This is a genomic window from Dyadobacter frigoris (assembly GCF_005280585.1).
GTDB lineage: Bacteria > Bacteroidota > Bacteroidia > Cytophagales > Spirosomataceae > Dyadobacter > Dyadobacter frigoris.
Genome location: NZ_SZVO01000007.1, coordinates 404,090 through 425,492, shown reverse-complemented (window position 1 = coordinate 425,492; position 21,403 = coordinate 404,090). Strand labels below are relative to the sequence as shown.

General features: G+C 38.8%; 18 protein-coding genes and 1 rRNA gene. 9 read left to right on the top strand and 10 right to left on the bottom strand.

Translation table 11 applies throughout. The annotated features are described in order from the left end of the window. From FDK13_RS17220 to FDK13_RS17200, 5 genes are all read right to left on the bottom strand, one after another. A 16S ribosomal RNA gene (locus tag FDK13_RS17220) occupies positions 1 to 140 on the bottom strand; the annotation flags it as partial. Between the two features lie 405 nt (positions 141 to 545). Next, on the bottom strand, positions 546 to 1,724 hold the full coding sequence (locus FDK13_RS17215) for an HlyD family secretion protein (protein ID WP_137341231.1): 1,179 nt from the start codon (positions 1,722 to 1,724) through the stop codon (positions 546 to 548). After that, positions 1,724 to 4,063, bottom strand: a complete 2,340-nt coding sequence (locus tag FDK13_RS17210) for a DUF5686 and carboxypeptidase-like regulatory domain-containing protein (protein WP_170982821.1) — start codon at positions 4,061 to 4,063, stop codon at positions 1,724 to 1,726. Before FDK13_RS17210 ends, FDK13_RS17215 begins: the two co-directional genes overlap by 1 nt. A gap of 600 nt (positions 4,064 to 4,663) precedes the next feature. Next, positions 4,664 to 4,954 (bottom strand): LuxR C-terminal-related transcriptional regulator, encoded by a 291-nt coding sequence (locus tag FDK13_RS36640; RefSeq protein WP_137341229.1) that lies wholly within the window; start codon positions 4,952 to 4,954, stop codon positions 4,664 to 4,666. 153 nt (positions 4,955 to 5,107) lie between these two features. Continuing rightward, positions 5,108 to 5,461 carry a hypothetical protein gene (locus tag FDK13_RS17200; protein ID WP_137341228.1) on the bottom strand — a complete coding sequence of 118 codons (354 nt, stop codon included), beginning with the start codon at positions 5,459 to 5,461 and terminating at the stop codon, positions 5,108 to 5,110. A gap of 291 nt (positions 5,462 to 5,752) precedes the next feature. Here FDK13_RS17200 and FDK13_RS17195 point away from each other — a divergent pair, with 291 nt between their 5' ends. Both FDK13_RS17195 and FDK13_RS17190 read left to right on the top strand, forming a co-directional pair. Then, the gene (locus FDK13_RS17195) at positions 5,753 to 8,068 is read left to right on the top strand and encodes an ATP-dependent helicase (RefSeq protein WP_137341227.1); all 2,316 of its coding nucleotides are present in this window, start codon (positions 5,753 to 5,755) and stop codon (positions 8,066 to 8,068) included. A gap of 132 nt (positions 8,069 to 8,200) precedes the next feature. Then, positions 8,201 to 9,697, top strand: a complete 1,497-nt coding sequence (locus FDK13_RS17190) for a DUF4301 family protein (protein ID WP_137341226.1) — start codon at positions 8,201 to 8,203, stop codon at positions 9,695 to 9,697. 88 nt (positions 9,698 to 9,785) lie between these two features. On the opposite strand, the gene FDK13_RS17185 is transcribed toward FDK13_RS17190, so the two are convergent. Continuing rightward, the gene (locus FDK13_RS17185) at positions 9,786 to 10,259 is read right to left on the bottom strand and encodes an Lrp/AsnC family transcriptional regulator (protein WP_090340796.1); all 474 of its coding nucleotides are present in this window, start codon (positions 10,257 to 10,259) and stop codon (positions 9,786 to 9,788) included. A gap of 185 nt (positions 10,260 to 10,444) precedes the next feature. Beyond that, positions 10,445 to 11,386: a GDP-L-fucose synthase family protein gene (locus tag FDK13_RS17180; RefSeq protein ID WP_137341225.1), complete on the bottom strand. Its 942-nt coding sequence runs from the start codon at positions 11,384 to 11,386 to the stop codon at positions 10,445 to 10,447. Between the two features lie 96 nt (positions 11,387 to 11,482). Here FDK13_RS17180 and FDK13_RS17175 point away from each other — a divergent pair, with 96 nt between their 5' ends. Both FDK13_RS17175 and FDK13_RS17170 read left to right on the top strand, forming a co-directional pair. Further along, positions 11,483 to 12,502 carry a toxin-antitoxin system YwqK family antitoxin gene (locus FDK13_RS17175; RefSeq protein ID WP_137341224.1) on the top strand — a complete coding sequence of 340 codons (1,020 nt, stop codon included), beginning with the start codon at positions 11,483 to 11,485 and terminating at the stop codon, positions 12,500 to 12,502. Positions 12,503 to 12,574: 72 nt separating this feature from the next. Continuing rightward, positions 12,575 to 14,272 (top strand): hypothetical protein, encoded by a 1,698-nt coding sequence (locus tag FDK13_RS17170; protein ID WP_137341223.1) that lies wholly within the window; start codon positions 12,575 to 12,577, stop codon positions 14,270 to 14,272. Positions 14,273 to 14,279: 7 nt separating this feature from the next. Here the strand turns inward: FDK13_RS17170 and FDK13_RS17165 are convergent, their stop codons facing one another. Beyond that, positions 14,280 to 15,554, bottom strand: coding sequence for a D-alanyl-D-alanine carboxypeptidase/D-alanyl-D-alanine-endopeptidase (locus FDK13_RS17165; RefSeq protein ID WP_137341222.1), 1,275 nt, complete (start codon positions 15,552 to 15,554; stop codon positions 14,280 to 14,282). 161 nt (positions 15,555 to 15,715) lie between these two features. Between FDK13_RS17165 and FDK13_RS17160 the strand changes: the two genes are divergently transcribed. Next, the gene (locus tag FDK13_RS17160) at positions 15,716 to 17,641 is read left to right on the top strand and encodes a RecQ family ATP-dependent DNA helicase (protein WP_137341221.1); all 1,926 of its coding nucleotides are present in this window, start codon (positions 15,716 to 15,718) and stop codon (positions 17,639 to 17,641) included. Then, positions 17,638 to 19,071 (top strand): DUF5723 family protein, encoded by a 1,434-nt coding sequence (locus FDK13_RS17155; RefSeq protein WP_229216075.1) that lies wholly within the window; start codon positions 17,638 to 17,640, stop codon positions 19,069 to 19,071. Before FDK13_RS17160 ends, FDK13_RS17155 begins: the two co-directional genes overlap by 4 nt. Positions 19,072 to 19,200: 129 nt before the next feature. Here FDK13_RS17155 and FDK13_RS17150 read toward each other — a convergent pair whose 3' ends face one another. Then, positions 19,201 to 19,911, bottom strand: a complete 711-nt coding sequence (locus FDK13_RS17150; protein ID WP_137341220.1) for an Eco47II family restriction endonuclease — start codon at positions 19,909 to 19,911, stop codon at positions 19,201 to 19,203. Between the two features lie 119 nt (positions 19,912 to 20,030). Here FDK13_RS17150 and FDK13_RS36420 point away from each other — a divergent pair, with 119 nt between their 5' ends. The 3 genes from FDK13_RS36420 (at position 20,031) to FDK13_RS17140 (ending at position 21,060) form a co-directional block, all read left to right on the top strand. After that, positions 20,031 to 20,165, top strand: coding sequence for a hypothetical protein (locus tag FDK13_RS36420; protein WP_262711819.1), 135 nt, complete (start codon positions 20,031 to 20,033; stop codon positions 20,163 to 20,165). Positions 20,166 to 20,326: 161 nt separating this feature from the next. Then, a complete protein-coding gene (locus FDK13_RS36125) occupies positions 20,327 to 20,839 on the top strand; it encodes a restriction endonuclease (RefSeq protein ID WP_229216074.1) in 513 nt (170 codons plus the stop codon). Between the two features lie 26 nt (positions 20,840 to 20,865). Next, positions 20,866 to 21,060, top strand: coding sequence for a hypothetical protein (locus tag FDK13_RS17140; RefSeq protein ID WP_137341219.1), 195 nt, complete (start codon positions 20,866 to 20,868; stop codon positions 21,058 to 21,060). Positions 21,061 to 21,106: 46 nt separating this feature from the next. Here FDK13_RS17140 and FDK13_RS17135 read toward each other — a convergent pair whose 3' ends face one another. Then, on the bottom strand, positions 21,107 to 21,403 hold the full coding sequence (locus FDK13_RS17135) for a HigA family addiction module antitoxin (RefSeq protein ID WP_137341218.1): 297 nt from the start codon (positions 21,401 to 21,403) through the stop codon (positions 21,107 to 21,109).

Genomic DNA, 21,403 nt, shown 5'->3' with positions numbered 1-21,403 from the left:
CCCCGGGCTATCCCCCAGTTGAAGGTAGGTTGCATACGCGTTACGCACCCGTACGACGGTGACATTGCTGCCCCCTCGCCTTGCATGTATTAAGCCTGCCGCTAGCGTTCATCCTGAGCCAGGATCAAACTCTCCATTGTAAATTTTTGTTTGTGGTAATCCCGAAAGATCCCACGTTATCTTCTTAAACGTACTATCTTCTTACTCTCTTCATCATGTCAAAGAACTCTGCTCCGTATCTTCCGAAACTCGTGGCGATGATCGTTCTCAGCGCCGTACTACCCGATTGGGAGTGCAAAAGTCCTACATTTAATTTTAAGATGCAAGCCCCGGAGGAAAAAAAGACGAAATAAATTTCGCCTTTTGGGGTAACTCGCTAAAAGTCAAAAGTGTAGTTCTGAAACTTTTTTTAAATATTTAGCCAAGCCTATAAAAGAAACATAGAAGTACTTCTCGATGAACATTCAGGGAAATACATACGGAAGATTACTTTAAATAAAGATTGTACACATAAATAGTTACTGGGCCGTAACCTTTCTTGGCAACTATAATATTTCATTGCGTCGGACCGGATTTAGCCAATCATCGCCTTTGTCATAAACGAGCTGATATAGACTTCTGCGGGTTACCAGGAATCTTGCCTGGAAAGTCATTCCTTTTTTTACTTTGGTACTATGGCCTTTCCTAAGCTTCAAAGTTAGGTTCTTGATTAAGCATTTAACTTTGAAAATAGGTTTGTTTTGGATAAGAATATAGTCGTCTGAAATATTAATTATTTGCCCTTGAAGCATTCCCCACTCGTTATAGTTGAAAGCATCTATCTGAAAATTCACAGCCATCCCGGTTTTTAGAAAACCTATATCGGAGGGAGTTACATAACACTCTGCCAAAAGCGAGTCGTTTGGTGAAATGATACACAACGACTCTCCAGGACTTAGATAACTTCCCGAATATTTCCCAGAGACATGCTGAATAGTACCCGATATAGGAGCCAGAACGCTATAATTTTTCTTTTCCTCCAACAGTTGTCGTTGTTCAGCCTCTAATTGGGACAAGGTAGCTTTGTGTGTATTTAGGTCTCCCTGCCAAGAACTGATTTGCCTTTCTTTCAATAGGCGATATGCAGCAGTAAGCTTATTATATTCAAACTCCTTGGCATCGTACTCTCGTATTGGCATTACTTTATGTTGATACAAACCTCGATCGGCATTTAATTCTTTGAGTTCCTTATTCAGATGTAGAATGTTTTCTAACAAATTATATTTAAACTGGCTGTACTGTTGACCATAAAGTGAAGAAACAAAGCCCTTAGCATCCAGCAGCCCGGCAGAGTCCAAAGATACCAAATGGCTAAGATCCTGAATAAAGCTATTCTTCTCTGTTTGCTGCAGTGCGTTAAACCGTAACTTACTATCTAAAATATCCGTTTTGAGTGATAGTAAGGACTGACCTCTGCGAACATACTGATTCTCGTGAATCTCTATTACCTTTATCTCACCACCGATCAGAGGCTTTACTTCGGTCTTCTCTGAAATCGCGCGTATCTCCCCTATACTTTTTACAGATATGTCCACATATAAAAAAGGCAAGGATATAAGAATGCCAAGCACCAAAGCTATCAGGGTACAGTAAATGGCTTGGCTCCGTACATCTACTTTTGGGAGATAGCACTCCAGGGAGGTTTCAATAAATTCCGGGGGAAGAACCTGAGGTTTGTGTTGCATCAGAAAGAAGCACTTGTTAAAAGCCTGAAGGATAGATTTTCACTTAACTCATCTTTTGAATAAGAGCCATACCTGAGAAATAGCCCTATACCAAAGTCAATATATACAATTTTCAAATACCTTAATCTTAGCAATTTGTCAGTAATCATACCTGATTCCAAGTACCCTTTTTTGGCAACCTTATATTCGGGTTGACTAAACTGGTTTTGGTGAGAGAGGAATCCAAAGTATACTCCTTGACTAAAAGATATTTCGGGGGAAGATATTTTAAATGGACTCCGAAAAAACCTTTGGCCCAGATTTTGCCGAATAAAAGCGGAAAAGTATTTATCGGACACAAACTCATATAAGTTCATGGTATTAAAAGAATTGTTAATATAACCCCATTTTCTAACTCCGCCGGCACTTTCTCCATTGTACAAATAGCTGTATGGAGCTTTACCTGCTATATATCCAGCGGCAAGTTGATAAGATGTTTCGCCCAATAATTTTGTTTGAAACCTGCTTTCAAATCCAACATTTATTTTAATGTAGTCAAACATAGCATTGAAGCTTTTAATACCCCTGGCAATCCTAATATACCCATCTGTAGTGGGTTTACCTGTTATAAAAACTCCTTTTCCCAAATTCATTTTTTTCTCGCCTGTGCGGTATCTTATCAAGCCAGAAATTTCCGTATTTTTCAAATTTGCCGGTGACACGCGGATATCGTTAGATGTTAACTGATAATCGTAGATTGGGTTTCGAACTTCATTAGTAAGACAAAAGTTGTATAGTAAGTTTGAACGTATAAAACTGCTGAATATAAGGCTGATCCTGCGAACGCTATCCATCCTGGATCCCCAAAACTCCCTGTATGAATACCTGTTTCTATTTTGATCCATATAGGGGATGGTGCCTGGCTCCTCTACATTTTGCTCATAGTTCAGTTGTAAGTTTCGGTTCAGATCTTTTCCAAAATTGAATTGTAAATCTCCACCATATTTCCATGCCTGATCTTTTATTCCATAACCAATATACCCTCCAATCCTGATCATTTTCGAAATTCCGTCATTTGTCTGGAAACCCAAACCCAACCGCAGTCCTTCAAATTTGTTGTAATTGATGAAATCCTTTAGTGGTAAATTTATTTTTGATAGTGGAACATATCCCAGCAAGGCGGTTTCTATGATTGTATACATACTTTCAACTCCTTTTAATTTATTATGTTTACTTTCATAAAAATCATAAGTGTTGCTTTCCATTACCGAGAGGCTGTCAATCCGGCTCACCGACAAAATGGAATCTGATAATGTTGCAGCGCTAGAAGCGATTTCTCTATTTACAGGGTTGAAATCCGATACCTTAAAGGAAGGGTCAATATTGAGTTGTGAGAATAAACTTTTATGAACATATTTTAGACCGGAAAGGCGATTGGTAGAATCTCTGAATGAAATTATGGTATTACTACGTTCTGGAAACCATCCAATGCTATCCAGTATCTGGTACTGCTGCTGGATTTGGATATTAATATCTCTATCATTGTCATTCGACGTTGCAACTATATTTTCTATTGCATATTTATTGGTATTAATATGTACAAACCCAGTTAATAAGGGAATATTTACCGATGGCTTAGGTCTGAATGAAATTATGTATGTGCTGTCTGTTCCATTTACAAGCGTATCCAAAAGTTCGAAGTCATATTTAGTATTGCCGTTCGGGGCAAGTGGGCTCAAATAACTCTTATCCGTTATCGATGATACGAACCAATCCATGTAGAACCCAAAAGATTGAAAGTCGGTAAGCAAAGAGGCGAGTAGCGGGTTTTGAACACCGGATGTTTTGAAAGCAATAATTTTTTCTTGCCTCTGATTTGGCCTCTTGTATTTGTGTTGTACCACCGACTCGCTCACAAAAATTTCTCGATTCTCGAAAATTTTCTTTCGTTCCTTCATTTGCCTGTACAAGGAAGCATTAGAATCCAGGGAGGCAAATACCTTATTATAAGACTGGTAGCTGTATGCCAGGAAACGGTCTGGGTTATTACGTTTTCTGTTTTTACTTGCCTTTTTAATAATTGGAAGTGCTGGATTTATCCCTTTCCTCACAGTTATTTCATTCAACTCTCCCGAAACAATTTTCAGTTCTACTTCAATTGGAGACTTATTATCTTGAAAAAGGATGCTACGCGTCTTATAGCCAACACAACTAACATTGATTGTAATCGGATATGAGTTAACAATCATGCTAAACTTTCCATTAAGGTCGGCATTTGTACCTTGCCGGGTATTTGAGATGCGTACCGAAGCAAATGGAACAACGTGTTTTGTCTCAGAATCAAGTACAATGCCATTCAATGTTTGGGCCGTACAATGGATCGAAAACAAAATAAATAAATGTGTGTATATTAATCTGATAAGCAAGTGTATAAAGGATGATTTTTATCTAATGTTTGGAAAATGTAAACCTTAAAGACCTGGCAGGCCATAGCTTTGAGCTAGTGATGCAATCGCGTGTTTCGATTTGTTATTAACTAACTCAAAAGCATGATTTGTAGTTGCCTGGAACGTCTTTCCCAAGTGGTCTGTATCCGCTATATAATTAATTTTGACATTGATTATTTGCATCAATCCATTTACAGTAATTTCAATCTCACCATTATTCCGCACCAAATCGTTTGATGGTAATAACCCTTCCAAGCCCAAGTTTCCGATAATAGCTAAACATTAGGCCGAACGAGAAATCTTTGACTTAAACTATCCGGGAATAGCTATCTGAGGCCTCACGGCAGGTATTAGAAATTCTTGGTTAATCGGAAAGTGATAAATAAATCTTTTTCATAACTGAAAATATTAGATATACAGGATAGTTTTCCTAACAAAGGTATTATACTGATTAATCTATATTTGTACACTTGGGTATACAGTTTGTATAATTTAATAAACAAATAGATGGATTTATTGGTTAGTGGGGTGGATGAAATTGAAAATACTTATTTTTAAGCCAAGCCTGGTTTTGCCTGGAAAAACGAGCAAGTTGATCTTTTCCTGAAATTTGGAGTTTTTCAGCGATCCTTCTTCGATATGTTTTACTGTGTTTCTACAGAGATGTAACCCATCTGCGATTTCTTGATTTGACAGATCTTCGGTCAATAGCAATAAAACGTCCCATTCCCTTTTGGTTATAGAGTAGAAACAATCGTCCTGAAGGGAGATTGGAAAGTTGTTTTCGGGAAAAGTATTTTTCATAGATGTGTAAAACAAAATGAATAATTATCCAATCTGTTTTTCACAACGTTGAAGCGAAGTAGATTTCATCGGACACAGGGTCAACCAATCCAATGAGTTTGTAAGAAAGTGAAAGTATTTTAAAACAGCAAGAAGTTTTGAGCAACAGGGTGGCTACATGCCTCTAAAATACTCAATTACATGCATTTTCAGTAGCGCTTCCTGCTTGTCAATACCACCCTGCGGCAATGCCCTGTTCAATATATAATGCGGCCAGCCGTCCTTATCCCTTTTTTCAAACTGATAATAAGAAGACAGACTTAATACCTTACATATTCCTATGTGCATGAGATCCTGTTTTTGTTCTTTGGTAAATCTTTTAGCGCCCTGCCCCAATTCCTGTACGCCTATCAGAAATAATACGCCATTGAGATCACTCGGTCGTTTGCCCAACAATTCTTCCAATGTCTGAAGTAAATGTTCCCATTGCGCTTCGAGTGGCTGGTCTTCTATATTTAATGTGCTCATATAAGTTCTTGTTCTATTAATATGTATCGCTCAAAACTTAGCCCAAAGACTTATTGAACCGGTACAATAATTTACATCTATATATAGGAAAGGAAAAACATCGATATGCCGACCATTAAACAAATCTCCGGTTTGTTTCTGTTTTATCAAAACCAATAACCGAAGTCGGACGTTCTATTTGTCACGATGTTTTAATTTTCCGGTTAAATGATTGTAAACTCTTGATCATATATATAATAGAAAAGAGTGCATTTGCCGGTTTTTCCTAACTTTGGGTTTTGTGCGATACGAATGAAGAATACAGATACGAATAATATACATAAGGAGGTAGATAGATTGAGCAAGCCAGAATATTTAGATACACTGAACGAACCGCAGCGCCAGGCTGTGGTTTATGGTAATGGTCCATTGATGATTATTGCCGGCGCCGGTTCAGGAAAAACAAGAGTACTTACTTACAGGATTGCCCATTTGATTGAAAATGGCGTAGATCCGTTTCGTATTTTGTCCCTGACTTTTACAAATAAAGCATCCGGAGAAATGCGGAAACGTATCGAAGGGGCTGTTGGGACAGAAGCAAGAAATATCTGGATGGGTACTTTTCACTCGGTTTTTGCTAAAATCCTGCGGATCGAAGCAAGATATCTTGGTTATACCAGCGATTTTTCGATTTATGATACCGACGACTCAAAGTCATTGTTGCGCAGTATTATAAAGGAATACAATCTGGATGATAAGGTTTATAAAGCAAATGTGGTTTATAACCGGATTTCCGGAGCGAAAAACAGATTGGTTTCTGCGGACGATTATATCAACAATGCCGTAATCCAGGCAGATGATGAAGCGGCTAAAATGAAAGAAATCGGTCGGATCTACAAAACCTATGTAACACGCTGCTTTCAGGCGAATGCGATGGATTTTGATGATCTGCTCTTCAACACTAATATTCTGTTCCGTGATTTCCCTGATGTTTTGTACAAATATCAGCACAAATTCCAGCATGTGATGGTGGATGAGTTTCAGGATACCAACGTTTCGCAGTATCTTATTACCAGAAAATTATCGGCGGTTAACCGGAATATTGTGGTTGTAGGTGATGATGCGCAAAGTATTTATGCCTTCCGTGGAGCCAATATTGAGAATATTCTGAATTTTGAAAAGGATTTTCCGGATGTTCAAACCATCAAATTGGAACAAAATTACCGTTCAACAAGTACGATTGTTAACGCTGCGAATTCTGTAATTGCCCGAAACAAATCCCAATTGAAAAAAGAAACCTTCACGGTAAATGAGGAAGGTTCTATGATTGATGTCATTAAGGCAGGTTCGGATAACGAAGAAGGACGTTTGGTTGCGGGAGCCATTTTTGAAGAAAAAATGCAGAAATCGCTCAAAAACGAGAATTTTGCAATTCTTTACCGTACCAATGCGCAGTCACGTTCTTTTGAAGAAGCGCTTCGGAAACTTGGAATAAAGTACCGGATTATCGGCGGTCAGTCATTTTATCAAAGAAAAGAGATTAAAGATATTTTAGGCTATCTGCGTTTTACGGTTAACCAACGCGATGAAGAAGCTTTTAAAAGAATTATCAATCTTCCAAAACGTGGCATTGGTGATACTACGGTTGCCAGGATTACGGTAACAGCTGCTGAAAATAATGTCCCGATCTGGGAGGTTGTGAGTAATATTGGAAATTATGCAACCGGCCGGACGATTACACCAATAGAACAGTTTGGCACTTTGATCAAAAGCTTTAAGCTGATGATTGAAGCCGGAAAAGATGCTTTTGAAGTTTCGGCACATATTGCAAAAGTTTCAGGAATACTGAAAGATCTATATGAAGACAAAACCGTAGAAGGACTTTCGCGTTATGAAAACGTTCAGGAATTACTGAATGCGATCAAGGAATTTGTTGACAGTGAAGAAAACGAAGACAAAACATTAAGTGCTTTTCTTCAATCCGTTTCACTTTTGACAAATGCTGATGAACCAGACGAAAACGAAGATAATGACCGCGTTACGATGATGACAATTCACTCCGCAAAAGGTCTGGAGTTCAGAAATGTGTTCATTGTAGGTTTGGAAGAAGATCTTTTCCCAAGTCAGATGATGCTGGAAAGCCGGCAGGATCTGGAAGAAGAACGCCGTCTTTTTTATGTGGCCATAACGCGGGCTGAACAAAAACTTACTTTCTCCTATGCGGAAAGCCGTTATCAATGGGGACGTTTGAAAATGTGTGAACCAAGCCGGTTTTTATTGGAAGTGGATGCAAAATACCTGAATATTTCCCAATCTTTCCAAAGGGAGATCGGACGTGAAGGTTCATCTTCGTCGCCTATGTCTTTTGTGAAAAATCTAAGTCCGCGAAGACCAACTGAGCCAAAACCTACCACTGCGGCATCTTCTCACACACCTTCATCCGATTTTGTACCGAGTGATACCCATGAACTTGTCGAAGGCGATAAGGTGGAACATTCCAAATTTGGTTTTGGCACGGTTGTTAAGATGGACGTAAACGGTACAGACAGAAAGGCAACAGTAAAGTTTGATAAAGTCGGTGACAAAACTTTGCTGCTAAGCTTCGCTAAATTGAGAATTGTGAAATAAATCGTGTTCCATAGTTATAGTACGGTAACCGAAGACTTTACCTAATAAAGCAAACATCGCCACAGGACTTTATTAATCCGTTAATACTCTTGTGGCGATGTTCTAATTTTTGATTTTTTAACTAATTAAATTATGTTCATCGAGAAAGACCTTCAACAGATTCAGGACCGCGGAAGCGACGCCACGACAGTGGAAGAACAAGTGCATTATTTCGTAAATGGATTTCCATTTCTTCATCTTTCAAAAGCTGCCACAGTTGGCGACGGGCTTATTCGCCTTACCGATGAAGAAATAGAAAAAGTTGTAAAAGAATTTGACAAAAGTTCGGCTGACGGAGAAATTGCATTATTAAAATTTGTACCGGCATCAGGCGCTGCTACACGTATGTTTAAATCATTATTCAGCTTTTTACAAGAAAATAAGAAGGATAAATCGGTTGACGAGTTTTTTGCAAGATTGACAGAATTTGCTTTTTACGAAGATTTAAAAGTTTGTCTGGCAACCGATGGAATCGATATAACAACAGCAGACGAAAATACAATTGTTGCTTATTTCTTGAATAACAATGGATTAGGTTACGGAGAATTACCTAAAGGACTGTTGAAATTCCATAATTACGAGAGTAGCTCACGCACGCCTTTGGAAGAACATTTGGTAGAAGGCGCACACTACGCAAACGCCGGAAGTACGGTTCAAATCCATTTTACAGTTTCTCCTGAACACCGTGATAAATTCGAAAAACTGGTTGTGGAAGTTCTTCCAACGTATCAAAGCGAATTTGGTGTAACTTATATGGTATCGTTTTCCGAGCAAAAAAGTTCGACGGATACGATTGCTGTGAACATGGATAATTCGCCCTTCCGTGAAAAAGATGGCGGTTTATTATTCCGTCCGGCTGGTCATGGCGCCTTGTTGGAAAATTTAAGCCAGCTCGATGCAGATATTATTTTTATCAAAAATATTGATAACGTTGTTCCGGATAGAATCAAGGGAGATACAGTAACGTATAAAAAAGCATTAGCCGGAATAGTTCTTGATTTTCAAAAAAGAATATTCGGCTATCTGGCGAAATTGGAGAATGGTGGAGACGCCTCCGTGCTTGCTGAACTGGATTTGTTTTTCAGGAATGAATTATGCGTAGTTCCTCCGGCAACGTACGAAAGTTGGTCAGACGAAAAGAAAACAGAATATTTTATTGGCAAGCTGGATCGTCCTTTACGCGCTTGTGGTATGGTGAAAAATCAGGGAGAACCTGGTGGAGGACCGTTCTGGGCAGAAAACGCGGATGGATCATCTTCATTACAAATCGTAGAATCTGCGCAGGTTGATGTCGATAACGAACAGCAAAACGGTATTTTTAAGAATTCGACACACTTTAATCCGGTTGATCTGGTATGTGCGATTAAAAATAAAAACGGAGAATTGTATGATCTGAAAAAATTCCGTGATCCGTTGACAGGATTTATTACTTACAAATCCAAAGACGGAAAAGAGCTGAAAGCGCAGGAATTACCAGGATTGTGGAATGGATCAATGGCAAACTGGAATACGCTTTTTGTTGAAGTTCCGTTAATTACTTTTAACCCGGTAAAAACGGTAAACGACTTGCTACGCGAACAACATCAGTAGTGTCAAAACAACATTTATAAAAACAAAAACGTCGAATCCATAACGGGTTCGACGTTTTTGTTTGGAATAGATTCCCAGGTATACTATTTCAAGGAATTGGTAAAACCTTACTTTCTTTGAAAGTTGACAAGATCACCATCGTTTGGGTACTTGCTACTTCTTCGATTTCATTGATTTTTTCCAACATCAGTTTTTGATAGGTACTGATATCCTTGGAAATTACTCTTAACAAGAAATCGCCTGTACCGGTAATATGGTGGCATTCGATCACTTCTGGTATTGCATGTATTTTTTCAACAAATGATTCAGTAACAGCTTTTCTATGGCCAACCAGAGAAATTTGTACAAAAGTACTTACACCTAAGCCAACTCTTTCAGGTTCAAGCTGTGCATGATAGCTTTTGATAATTCCTGATTGCTCAAGTTTCTTTACACGTTCCAGTGTCGGAGCCGGAGAAAGCCCAATTTCTTTTGAAAGCTGAGCGTTCGTTATTTTGGCATTTGTTTGTAAGATCTCCAGTACTTTACGGTCTATCTGGTCTAATTTAATGATAGCAGACATTGCTTATAACATGGTTTATAGTTAGCCCCATTTTTTAGGACGCCACAAAACTAATTAGTTTCCCGAAGATAATTGTAATTTTATACTGAAAATTTGTCAAAAAAAAGAATTTTAATAGGTAAAACAGCTTTTTAGTGCTGAATTGTTGGGTGTTATTTTTAAACAGCCCTTTAATGTTAATTTTCTTAAACGGAATAAGCCTCTATTTTCTGTAAAAAATCCTGATATGTTATTCTGATTCCTTCTGTCAAATCGGTCTTGTGTTCCCATCCCAAAGCGTGCAGCTTACTAACATCCATTAGTTTGCGGGGTGTTCCATCTGGCTTGTCGGTATTCCAGTGAACTGCGCCTTCGTAGCCCACCGTTTCTTTAATAAGTTCTGCAAGTTCTTTTATTGTTACATCCGTTCCGACGCCAATATTTAAGAATCCCGGTTCGCTGTAATTTTGCATCAGGAAGTAACACGCATCCGCCAAATCATCCGCATGTAAAAACTCGCGCAAAGGTGAACCCGTACCCCAAAGCTCAACGGCGGGTTTATTTTCCTCTTTTGCTTCATGAAATTTACGGATCATGGCTGGGAGAACGTGTGATTTGTTCAGGTCATAATTATCATTCGGGCCGTAAAGATTTGTTGGCATGACCGAAATAAAATCACAACCGTATTGACTGCGATAGGCTTCGCACATTTTGATTCCTGCAATTTTCGCAATCGCATAAGGTTCATTGGTAGATTCCAAAGTGCCGGTCAGCAAAGAATCCTCGTGTAAAGGCTGAGGCGCAAGCTTTGGATAAATACAGGAAGAACCCAGAAAAAGCAGTTTTTTTACATTAACACGGTAAGCGCTGTCGATGATATTGTTCTGGATTTGCAGGTTATCGAACAAAAATTCTGCACGATAAATGTTGTTGGCCATAATCCCTCCTACTTTCGCAGCAGCCAGAAAAACGTATTCAGGGCGCTCAGTTTCAAAGAAATCTTTCACGGAAGCCTGATCACGCAAATCAAGTTCTGAGGATGTCCGGAATACAAAATTATTGAAGCCGTCGGCAAGCAATCTGCGGTGAATTGCAGAACCAACCATACCCCGATGTCCGGCAATATAAATTTTAGCGCTTTTTTCCAATGTGTTATGTAAATTTGTATGTTGAAAAATCAATATCTTTAATACCCAATTCGTTACAAAAGTAACAATCTTACCCTGAAGAAAAATTCAATACACATGCAAAGAGTTATGCTGGTCTGGTGTTTTATCACTGTTTTCCTTGTAAAGGGAGCATTGGCGCAGACTGATAAAAAAGAAGATTCACCTCCATCCTGGCTTCCCAAGGCGGCTAATACGGATTCTGTAAATGCTAAAAAGGGCTCAAAGGATTTGAAATCTTTTGTGTCCGGACTTGATCCTGCCGTAAGTACTTCGTTGCCGGGAGGAAATGGAAAATCCACGACGCTGTCGAACCTTTTCGGAGAAAAAATTCCGGATCTGGGGTTGAAAGTAAAGGAATATAAAAGCCAGAAAGCGGACAGGAAATTAAAAAAGGAAAAAGCAAGACTGGCCAAGGTGATGTATAAGGGCATTCCGATGGAGGTAATGTCGATCAGATATGGTAGCGGAGACCGTTCCAATACGGAATTATTTCATGTTTTGAAAGAATACAAACCGCTTGATATTTATGCCCGGGCAACCGAAACACGCTGGTACGATACTAAAACCAAAAAATTAAGTTCTGCTTTAATCAAGGATAAGGAAAAATCCAGGTTGCTTCACGGTTCTTATAAAAAATACAATGGTGAAAATCTGATTGAGGAAGGTTTTTATTTTATGGGCGTAAAAGATGGCCGTTGGGTAAAATACGATTCAAAATTTAATCTGGTTGATAAAGCGATCTGGAATAAAGGCTTTCCTGCCGAGTCTCGCATAACTTACTATGATTCAACGCATACCAAAATGAAGGAAGTGATTCCTGTCATGTTTGGAGAAACCAGTGGAGAATACGCATCGTTCTACGACGAAGGGCAATTAAAAACCAGCGGAAAATATGATCATGGAAAAAAGGTTGGCCGCTGGGTTGAATATTACCAATATCGTCGTCAGCGGAAAAAAGAAATCCAGCATCCAAAATCAAGCTGGGATGAAGAATTTGATCCTTTTGTGCTGAGAGAGTGGGATGAAAAAGGAAAACTTCTTTACGACTATACCAAAGATCCCCGCGCTTCGGCAGAGGAAGAAACTGAAAATTAAAGATAGTTATAAGAGGAAATTCGCCTCTTTCTGTTTTCTTCGTGTCTTATAATGACACGAGTCACTTCATCTATGTTGAAAATTTTATTGGATTTTGCCAGGCCGAAAATTTGGCAGGCAACACTGCTTTGTTTGTGCCCGTCGGTGATATATATTTTTGTTTTCAAAGCTATTGCTTTGAATGTCAATTATGTGGCATTTGACGACATTATTATCCTGGGAATCATTCCCGGTTTTGAAGATGCATCCTGGCTGGATCGATGGCATCGTCTTACTGAGCTCTTTCCTGAGCATCGGCTTGTTTTCTCCCGGTCTGTCATTCTTTTATTGTACTATTTTTTTGGGAAGATAAACCTGGTCTGGCCGATGATCGTGGCCAATATATGCTGGTTTGGAAGTGCATATGTTTTTTACAATGTCTTTAAAAGACAACGGCTGTCGCTATGGTATTTTGTGCCTGTAATGTGGCTTTGGTTTAACATTCAGTCTTTTGAAAATATATTCTGGGGAGTGAGTTCACTGTGTAATTATGGTGTTTTACTGTTCGTTTTAAGTTCTGTTTATTTTGCAACACATCAACCCAGGCAATACTATATTGCTTTGATATTTGGGGTCCTGGCTACATTTTCTTATGGTAACGGTTTGATGGTTTTTCCTGTAATCGGATTAATTGCGTGGTTAACTGGCCGGAAAAAGGATTTTGTGATTACCATTATAGTTGCTGTCCTGATTGCAATAATCTACTTCATTAATTTTACCCCAACGACAAAGAACCTTGATATGTCAGATTTGGACCAAGTCAGGAAAGGATTCTTTGGATATTTTGGCTTCATAGGTTCTATCGCTACAATTCGGGTTTATGATGATAATCCGATGGTGCTGACAAGAGCTGTGATTACTGGTTTTATTTTTATCTTTTCCTTGGTTTTATTATTTAGAAAAGAATGGTTTACACTTTGGAATGTTGCCTGGGGAAAAACAAAATATAATAATCCTACTGCATTATTTTCATTAGGTATTATCGCCTTTGTAGCGATTACAGCATTAGCACTGGTTTATAAACGTATCCCCCTGGATGATTTTATAGGCATGTTTAAAGGACGTTATCGCATGTATTCTGCACTTTGGAGTATAGCATTATACTTAGGATTGCTTTCCGTTGCTTCCCGCACGCTTGTCAGAAGGTTGGTAATTGTCCTTATACCGCTGACAATAGTTTTAAACCTGCTTATCCTGGACAGTAATTTTGCCATCGCGGTAAACAATCGTCGTATAGCCATTGTACAGGAGTTCAATGCGCGTTATAATGCGGATTGGTTAGGCCTGAAAATGTTTTCCATGGATCAGACGCATTTTGAAAAAATACGCACGTATTATCATTCGGATGATCCGTTGGCGGAAGGATGGAATCCACGAAATCTTTCTGATTCCATTGCCTGTACGAAAATTTATCAGCCTGATATTGTCAAAAAAGAAGATAATTATCTGATTGTAAACTTTGAAAATGATTATTTCAAAGCGGAAAAAGATTATTCCGACGGCGCTTATGTAATCCTGAAATCTGCTCAGCATACCTATGCAGCACCGCAAAGCCAATCAGCAGTTCCGATTAAGACAACACTTCGCAGATTGATGTATTTCAACAAAGGTGCTTATGCTTCTTTTCACACGGCAACGGTTGAACCTGGATTTTACAGGATTTATCTTTTGGTTAGAAAAGGCGGGATTAACACGATTTATTGTACCGGTAAAACCTGGAAAGAGGAATAATTCGTTCCTAAAATTTACGATGGATTTCAGTTAAAATCCGTTCAACTTCCTTCCGGACTTCTGACGACGGACGCGTGAAATTGTTGTTCATGAAACTGAACGTCATGGTTTTACCTTTTTTGGTAACCAGATAACCGCTCAAATTATAATTGTTGCTAAAACTTCCGCTTTTGGCAAAAACGAAAGGTGCTTCACCTTTAAATGAATTCCGTAAGTTTCCGGTACTTCCTCCGTTTGGCAGGATTTTGAACAAACGCTCCTGCGGTACTTTCGCGTAAATTTTCTGTAATAGAGCAGTAATCGTTCTTGGCGTGAAAAGGTTGTAACGACTTAATCCTGAACCATCTTTCCAAACCAGGCTATCCGGTAAATCACTCAGATAATTTTTTGTCATATGCAGAATGGCCTGCTCGCTGTTCAAAGGCAAACCTTTCGCAGAAGCGTACATAAGTATCAGCTGATCTGCTAACATGTTATCACTTACATACATCATGCGTCTATACAAGGAATCGGACGGAATGCTATAAACCGTTTTTAGCTCAATGCTAAGTGGAATATGAATCAGTTTGATTTCCTTTTTCAAAGCCTCACTCAAAAGCTGAACGGTGATCTGATCTGACATACGGACAGGAATATCAACAGATTTTCCGGATGCCACTGCCTTTTCAGAATAATGAAATGAATTTTGGAATTCTTCTCTTTTAATACCTTTCATGGTCGTATCGGCCACCATGGATTTGCTCCAGAAAGTTGGTCTTACCTTAAAAATTTTATCTGTTATGCCTGTAAAGCGGGCAATGTTTCCGTAAACGGGCATGGAAGAAAGCTCAGGCTGATAGTAATCATTATAGTCGCTCCACGCCCAGCCTGGTCCATATCTTTCGTCTTTAAAATTGACCGGAGAGAAAAATATTTGTTCTTTTCTGCTTTTCAAAAAGTCGATAACGGCACTTTTGGGAAGATCCGGATGAAGTAAAGACGGATCACCGGTTCCGCGGATAATCAATAATTCTCCCCATTCAAGATATTCAATTCCGGGTAACGAATCGCCCAACGCGCACAACCCGGCATAGAAACTGAATAATTTGGTATTGGAAGCGGGATTGAAATATTTGTCGGATTGATAGGAAGCCAAGGCTTTATCTCCTGTCAGATTTTTGATTGAAACACCTGTATGCTGCTGACTTAAAACCGGAGAATTTTTTATTTCATGTTTTAAATAATGAGAAACCGAGCAGCCAGATAATGAAAATAAAGTAATCAGAAAGAGGAGCGTGCGCATAGAAATCTGTTAAAAATAGACTGTAAAGTTAGTAGTTTCGGCTAAAAAACGAAGAAACCGCGACCTTAGTTTTTAACCTGCACGAATTTTTTCGAAACAATCACTCCATTGAATTTAGTAATTTGCACGTTGTTAGCATAAGTCTTTGGTAAACGCATACTATGAGTAACCTTCAAGCTGTCCTGAAACAATACTGGGGCTATGACCAGTTTCGGCCTGTACAGGAAGAAGCGATCCGGTCGGTGCTGGAAGGAAATGATACACTTTTGCTGTTACCAACCGGTGGCGGAAAATCGATCTGTTTTCAGGTTCCTGTGATGACGATGGAGGGCGTTTGTATTGTAGTAACGCCGCTAATCGCCCTGATGAAAGATCAGGTTGAACAATTAAAACGGCGTGATATTTCGGCGGCGGCAATTCATTCGGGTATGAACAGGCATGAAATTGACATCACGCTGGACAATTGTATTCACGGGCAAACGAAGTTTTTATACGTTTCGCCGGAGCGCCTTCGTACGGAAATTATGATTGAGCGGACCAAGCAAATGAAAGTTTGTTTGCTGGCTGTAGATGAGGCACATTGTATTTCTGCCTGGGGTTATGATTTTCGTCCGTCTTACCTGCTGATTTCTGAATTCCGCTTACTAATTCCAAAAGTTCCGGTTATGGCTTTGACCGCCACGGCCACAGAACAAGTCCAGATTGATATTATTGACAAACTGGAAATGAAACCCGTGCGGGTTTTCAGGCAGTCTTTTGCAAGGGCAAATTTGTCGTATTCAACTTTTTTGGAAGAAAATAAAGAAAGAAAATTATTACAAATTCTTAAAAATGTACCTGGTACGGCAATCGTCTATGTGAGAACGAGAAAACGTACCAAGGAGCTGGCGGATTGGCTTACCAAACAAGGACTTCGTGCCGCTGGATATAATGCCGGTTTACCTTTTAAAGAAAGATCAGACAGGCAAACAGCGTGGCTAAAAAACCAGGTTCGCGTGGTGGTTGCTACGAATGCTTTCGGTATGGGAATTGACAAACCTGATGTACGCGCCGTGGTGCATTTTGACTTACCGGATAACCTGGAAGCCTATTACCAGGAAGCTGGCCGGGCGGGTCGTGATGAGAAAAAGGCGTTTGCAGTAGCGCTTTTTAATAAAATCGATCTGGAAGATCTGGCAGAAAATGTTGAAAAGAAATATCCTGCGATGGATGTTTTAAGACGGGTTTATCAATCCCTTGCAAATTATTATAAAATTCATGTGGGCGGAGGCGAATTTTCGGCTTATGATTTTGATATACAAAATTTTACCGGAACATTTGGTCTGATCGTAAATGAAACGCACTACGCTTTAAAACTGCTTGAAGAGGAAGGTTTTATTCAGCTGAGTGAAAATTTCAACAATCCGGCCCGGCTGCATTTTGAAGTCGATAACCGGCAATTATATGATTTTCAGATACGTAATCCGGAGTTTGATACGTTTGTAAAATTATTGCTCCGTATTTATGGCGGAGAGCTTTTTACAGAATATGTCCGGATTTCAGAAAGTGAACTGGCTCAGATTTACTTCGTACCGGAATTAGAAATTCTGAAAAAATTGTCGTTTTTAAAAGAACGCGGTATTGCGGATTATGAACCAAGAAGAGATAAGCCGCAGCTGACTTTTTTGACGCCAAGATACGATGCGGCATTACTACCGCTGAATGTTTTTGAAATTGAAAGAAGACGCGAGCGCGACAGGCAGAAGGCTCGGGCTGTTATTCAATATGCCTCAAATAAAAACCGTTGCCGGACGATCCTTTTACTGGAATATTTCAATGAAATGGATGGGAAAGATTGTGGTGTTTGTGACGTGTGTCTGAAAAATAAAAAGAATGAACCGCGCCCGGAAATAGACGAAGAATTGGGCAATCAGATTTTACATTATTTAAAAAGTTTTGGAGCAGTAACTCCGCGTGCTTTAAGCCAGATATTTGAAAATGTGGCCGAAAAACCTTTCCTGCAAACGTTAAGATACTTAATTGATGAAGAAATTATAAACTATGACCAGGTTGGGAAACTGACCTTAAACAGCAAATATCATTCTTGAAAAAGCAAATCTACTACCTCACACTACTATTGGGCTTTTTAGCAAAATCTGCTTACGCACAACAAATTCCGGGACTGGCTGCGAGTAACTATGGCGGACTTTACCGGGCAACTGAAAATCCGTCCGCGATTGGCGGTTCAAAGTTTAAATGGCAGGTAAATATCGGAACGATTGGAAGCAGCATTAATCACCGGTACTTCGTTTTTCTTGGAAAAAATTCCTTGTTCTATCCACTTCTGGCAGCACATTCTAAGGACGAATTATACGGGCGTTCGCGAACCATGGGATCGCTTACAGATAAGGATCCGATTTATCTGACCAGTGAAATCCGCTGGCCATCAGCGATGTTTTCAATCGGGAAATATCAGGGCGTAGCGATTCAGTTCCGCACAAGGGGATTTGTAACAGGAAATAATGTTCCGGACGATATTAGGAATCTTTATTTCAAACGGCTTGATACCGGAATGGACAATGTAGCCCCGACAGATTGGGGAAAATTTAATCTGGTTCAGCAGAGTTTTTCAGAAATGAGTGTGTCTTATGGCGTACAATTGCTGGATCTGGATGCCCATAAGTTCCGTGTTGGAGTTACAGCAAAAAGAATTTTCGGAGCCAGGATTGGCTATGTCAAAGGTTCTGTTGATAATTTCCAGGTTAGAAAAGTAACTGGTTCTCAGGATGAAAGTGAGCTGGTATTGAATAATTTTTCCTACGAAACCGGGTATAGCCAACAGAATCAAAAACTGAAATTGGGCGATTTATTTAATTCGGATAAGTACGCGGCCGGTTGGGCTTATGATCTGGGTGTGACTTATGAATTAGGTAATTATTGGCAAAATAAAGACGAGGCATTTGACCAGAATCCAAAGTACATTTTGCGCCTGGCAGCTTCTTTAACCGATATAGGATCAATAAACTACAAAACAACCGGAAGTCGGGCGATAGCCGGCCAGCAGGAACAAACGATTATCGGTCAAAAAGAATTGGAAACGATTGGAAATGAAGGCGCTGACGGATTAATGAATTTATATCCTGCAAGTTCTGATACAACTTTTAACAGTAAAGTGAAACTGCCGCAAGCAATACATTGGGAAGCAGATGTGCAGTTAGTAAAAGGCTTTTTTGTCACATTATCTCAAACAAAACGTTTCAAATCTGTAACGGATAATGTGTTGAATGTGGCTCAGCCAAATGTATTTACGATCACTCCGCGTTTTGAAGATGAAGATTCAGACTTTGCTTTTCCAATCTCTTTTATTCAGGGAAATAAAAAAGTAGCGATTGGTGCCTTAGCGCATTTCGGACCGATTTTTATTGGATTTAGCAATCTTAACGGGTTAATCAATAAAAACGGAAGCGGTGCAAAAGGAAGTATGGCTTATGTTGGCGTGAGCGCGTGGAAGTTGAAGGGGTGGAAGAAGAAGGGGTAGACCGAATTAAATAGCTGATCTTTTGACTAAAATATTAAGAGTAGAGACAAAAATTGGATTCGGTGTCAATCTTGTGCTTGTTTTGTTGATTGGTGCGTGGTGAGGTTATTTGGTGAATCTGCATAAGAATTAACCGTAAGTACGGTAATAAGTTCTTAATAATCTATCGTGTTCCTTAGTCATTACATTTCCATCTGAAAATATTGAAAAAAGCTGAGGAAGTACATTGAAAAGATCTCTAAACGCATTTTCATCACCAGTTATAAGTTGAAAAAAACTGACGATATCTGTAACTCTCACATTCTTTTCTGGGTCAATAGTTTCCGTCAGTTTATGACTTAGAGCAAATGAAACTTCAAATTTTACTGGTTTTTTTGGTATAGCAACAACAAAAAATGCTTTATAATTATGATGATTTTTGGCGGATGGGCTTTTATATAATTCATAGCAAAGTTGTTTGTACACTCTTTTGTTTTTCTTTCCTGAGTTATTTTTATGCTTGTACCCGAGATAAGCAATGATTTTATTATTTTTAGAAGATAGGACTTTTTCTGATTTAGAGTAATAGAAATCGGATTTGTCGTACGACAAGATGATCTGTAAATAAAAATTAATAATATGTGCACTTAAATCTTTTTGTAAATGTCGCTTAATTACTTCTTCTTTCCATAAATCATATTCGTTGTTAAAAACATTCATTTCGGTAAATGCGATGAAAGGGTCTAAGAATAGTTTGCCGAATTCTCTGTTAATTTTATTTTCAGAAATTTCAACTTGAACTGACAGGTTAAATACTGCCTCTTCGAGATTTCTATCAGTTATCCATTTTAAAAGAGCCATAGGTAGATATTTAATTTGTCTTTTTGCAGGACCTAATATAATGAAATAAAGTTTACTGGCTTTTGATATGCAACAAAAAGTTAATCTCCATTCTTAATTTCTTTCATTAAAACTCAATTATGAAATATTTACCAGGCCGTAAAGAGTTGATGGAACCAACTTTGGAGGCTTTAAAATTCCTGGGTGGTTCTGCAAATACTGATGAGATATATGAAAGAATTGTAGACAGGCTAAAATATCTGATACTTTATTAGAAATTGTAAATGGCAAGACCGGGCAATCAGAATTACAATATAATCTTGCTTGGGTAAGGACAGTTCTGAAAAATCAAGGTCTAATTGCAAAAGTAGGTAAAGGTGTTTGGGTTCTTGCAGATGATATACCTTTAGTTGTACAAGGGCTTAATGAGGTGGAGGTGAAGGAAAATGAAGCAAAAGAAGCCGATGAAGAAGTACAGGAAGCAGAAAATTGGAAAAAGTTAGCTCTTGAAATCATTACTGAGGTTTTGAGTCCTGGCGCATTTGAAAGGCTGGTTCAACGAATATTGAGGGAAAAGGGTTTTTCTCAGGTTGAAGTAACAGGTAGAAGTGGCGATGGAGGTATTGATGGAAGAGGGATAGCTAAAATAAATGGCATATTAAGCTTCCATATTATTTTTCAATGTAAAAGATATAAAGGCAAAGTTGGTTCTGGTGAAATTAGAGATTTCAGAGGGGCAATGATTGGAAGAACAGATAAAGGATTGTTTATAACAACAGGGTCTTTTACAAGAGATGCAATTCTTGAAGCAAATCGTGACGGCGCACCTGCAATTGATCTTATTGATGGCGAAAAACTTGTTGAGAAGTTAAAAGAACTAAACTTAGGAATTGATATAGAATTGAGGGAGCATATAAGTGTTAATCGAAAATGGTTTGAAAGCTTTTAATACTCAACACAGCACGTAATTGGTTCGTGCTATTATTAGCCTCAAAACAGCCAAAAATTAAAGATCTTGGCTATTCGAATGAACAATTATTTGAGCAGCCTGCTCAAAACGCAAGTTATTCCAAAAACGCGAAAAAGATTAAACAGCGTAAGGATTGGACGAACTGGGGAATTGGATTTGGTGTGAATATAGTGGTTGTTTTATTGCTTACTGCGGGGTGATTTTATTTGGTGCGAATCAAATGTAAAAATTACGATTTATGCCTACTTAAACCGCTTGTGACAAAATACGATGAATTCCCTGGACACGGCCACTGCTTTTGACTTTCCAGATATCAAAGTTTTTTTGCATATCCAGCCAAAATTCTGCTTTTATTCCAAATCCACTTTCAAGCCTTACTGCCATTTCAGCAGATATAGAAGATGTTTCATTAACAATTTCTGATAACTGTTTCCTGCTGACGTTTAACTCCCTGGCCGCTTTTGTGATCGATATTTTCATTTCTTTTAAAACATCTTCTCGCAGAACGGCACCAGGGTGTACCGGTTTCATTTCACTTTCCAT

Coding starts and splice junctions, on each gene's coding strand:
- FDK13_RS17215 (WP_137341231.1), bottom strand. CDS start 1,724: ATGCAACACAAACCTCAGGTTCTTCCCCCGGAATTTATTGAAACCTCC.
- FDK13_RS36640 (WP_137341229.1), bottom strand. CDS start 4,954: ATGAAAAATACTTTTCCCGAAAACAACTTTCCAATCTCCCTTCAGGAC.
- FDK13_RS17200 (WP_137341228.1), bottom strand. CDS start 5,461: ATGAGCACATTAAATATAGAAGACCAGCCACTCGAAGCGCAATGGGAA.
- FDK13_RS17195 (WP_137341227.1), top strand. CDS start 5,753: ATGAAGAATACAGATACGAATAATATACATAAGGAGGTAGATAGATTG.
- FDK13_RS17190 (WP_137341226.1), top strand. CDS start 8,201: ATGTTCATCGAGAAAGACCTTCAACAGATTCAGGACCGCGGAAGCGAC.
- FDK13_RS17185 (WP_090340796.1), bottom strand. CDS start 10,259: ATGTCTGCTATCATTAAATTAGACCAGATAGACCGTAAAGTACTGGAG.
- FDK13_RS17175 (WP_137341224.1), top strand. CDS start 11,483: ATGCAAAGAGTTATGCTGGTCTGGTGTTTTATCACTGTTTTCCTTGTA.
- FDK13_RS17170 (WP_137341223.1), top strand. CDS start 12,575: ATGTTGAAAATTTTATTGGATTTTGCCAGGCCGAAAATTTGGCAGGCA.
- FDK13_RS17165 (WP_137341222.1), bottom strand. CDS start 15,554: ATGCGCACGCTCCTCTTTCTGATTACTTTATTTTCATTATCTGGCTGC.
- FDK13_RS17160 (WP_137341221.1), top strand. CDS start 15,716: ATGAGTAACCTTCAAGCTGTCCTGAAACAATACTGGGGCTATGACCAG.
- FDK13_RS17150 (WP_137341220.1), bottom strand. CDS start 19,911: ATGGCTCTTTTAAAATGGATAACTGATAGAAATCTCGAAGAGGCAGTA.
- FDK13_RS36420 (WP_262711819.1), top strand. CDS start 20,031: ATGAAATATTTACCAGGCCGTAAAGAGTTGATGGAACCAACTTTGGAG.
- FDK13_RS17135 (WP_137341218.1), bottom strand. CDS start 21,403: ATGGAAAGTGAAATGAAACCGGTACACCCTGGTGCCGTTCTGCGAGAA.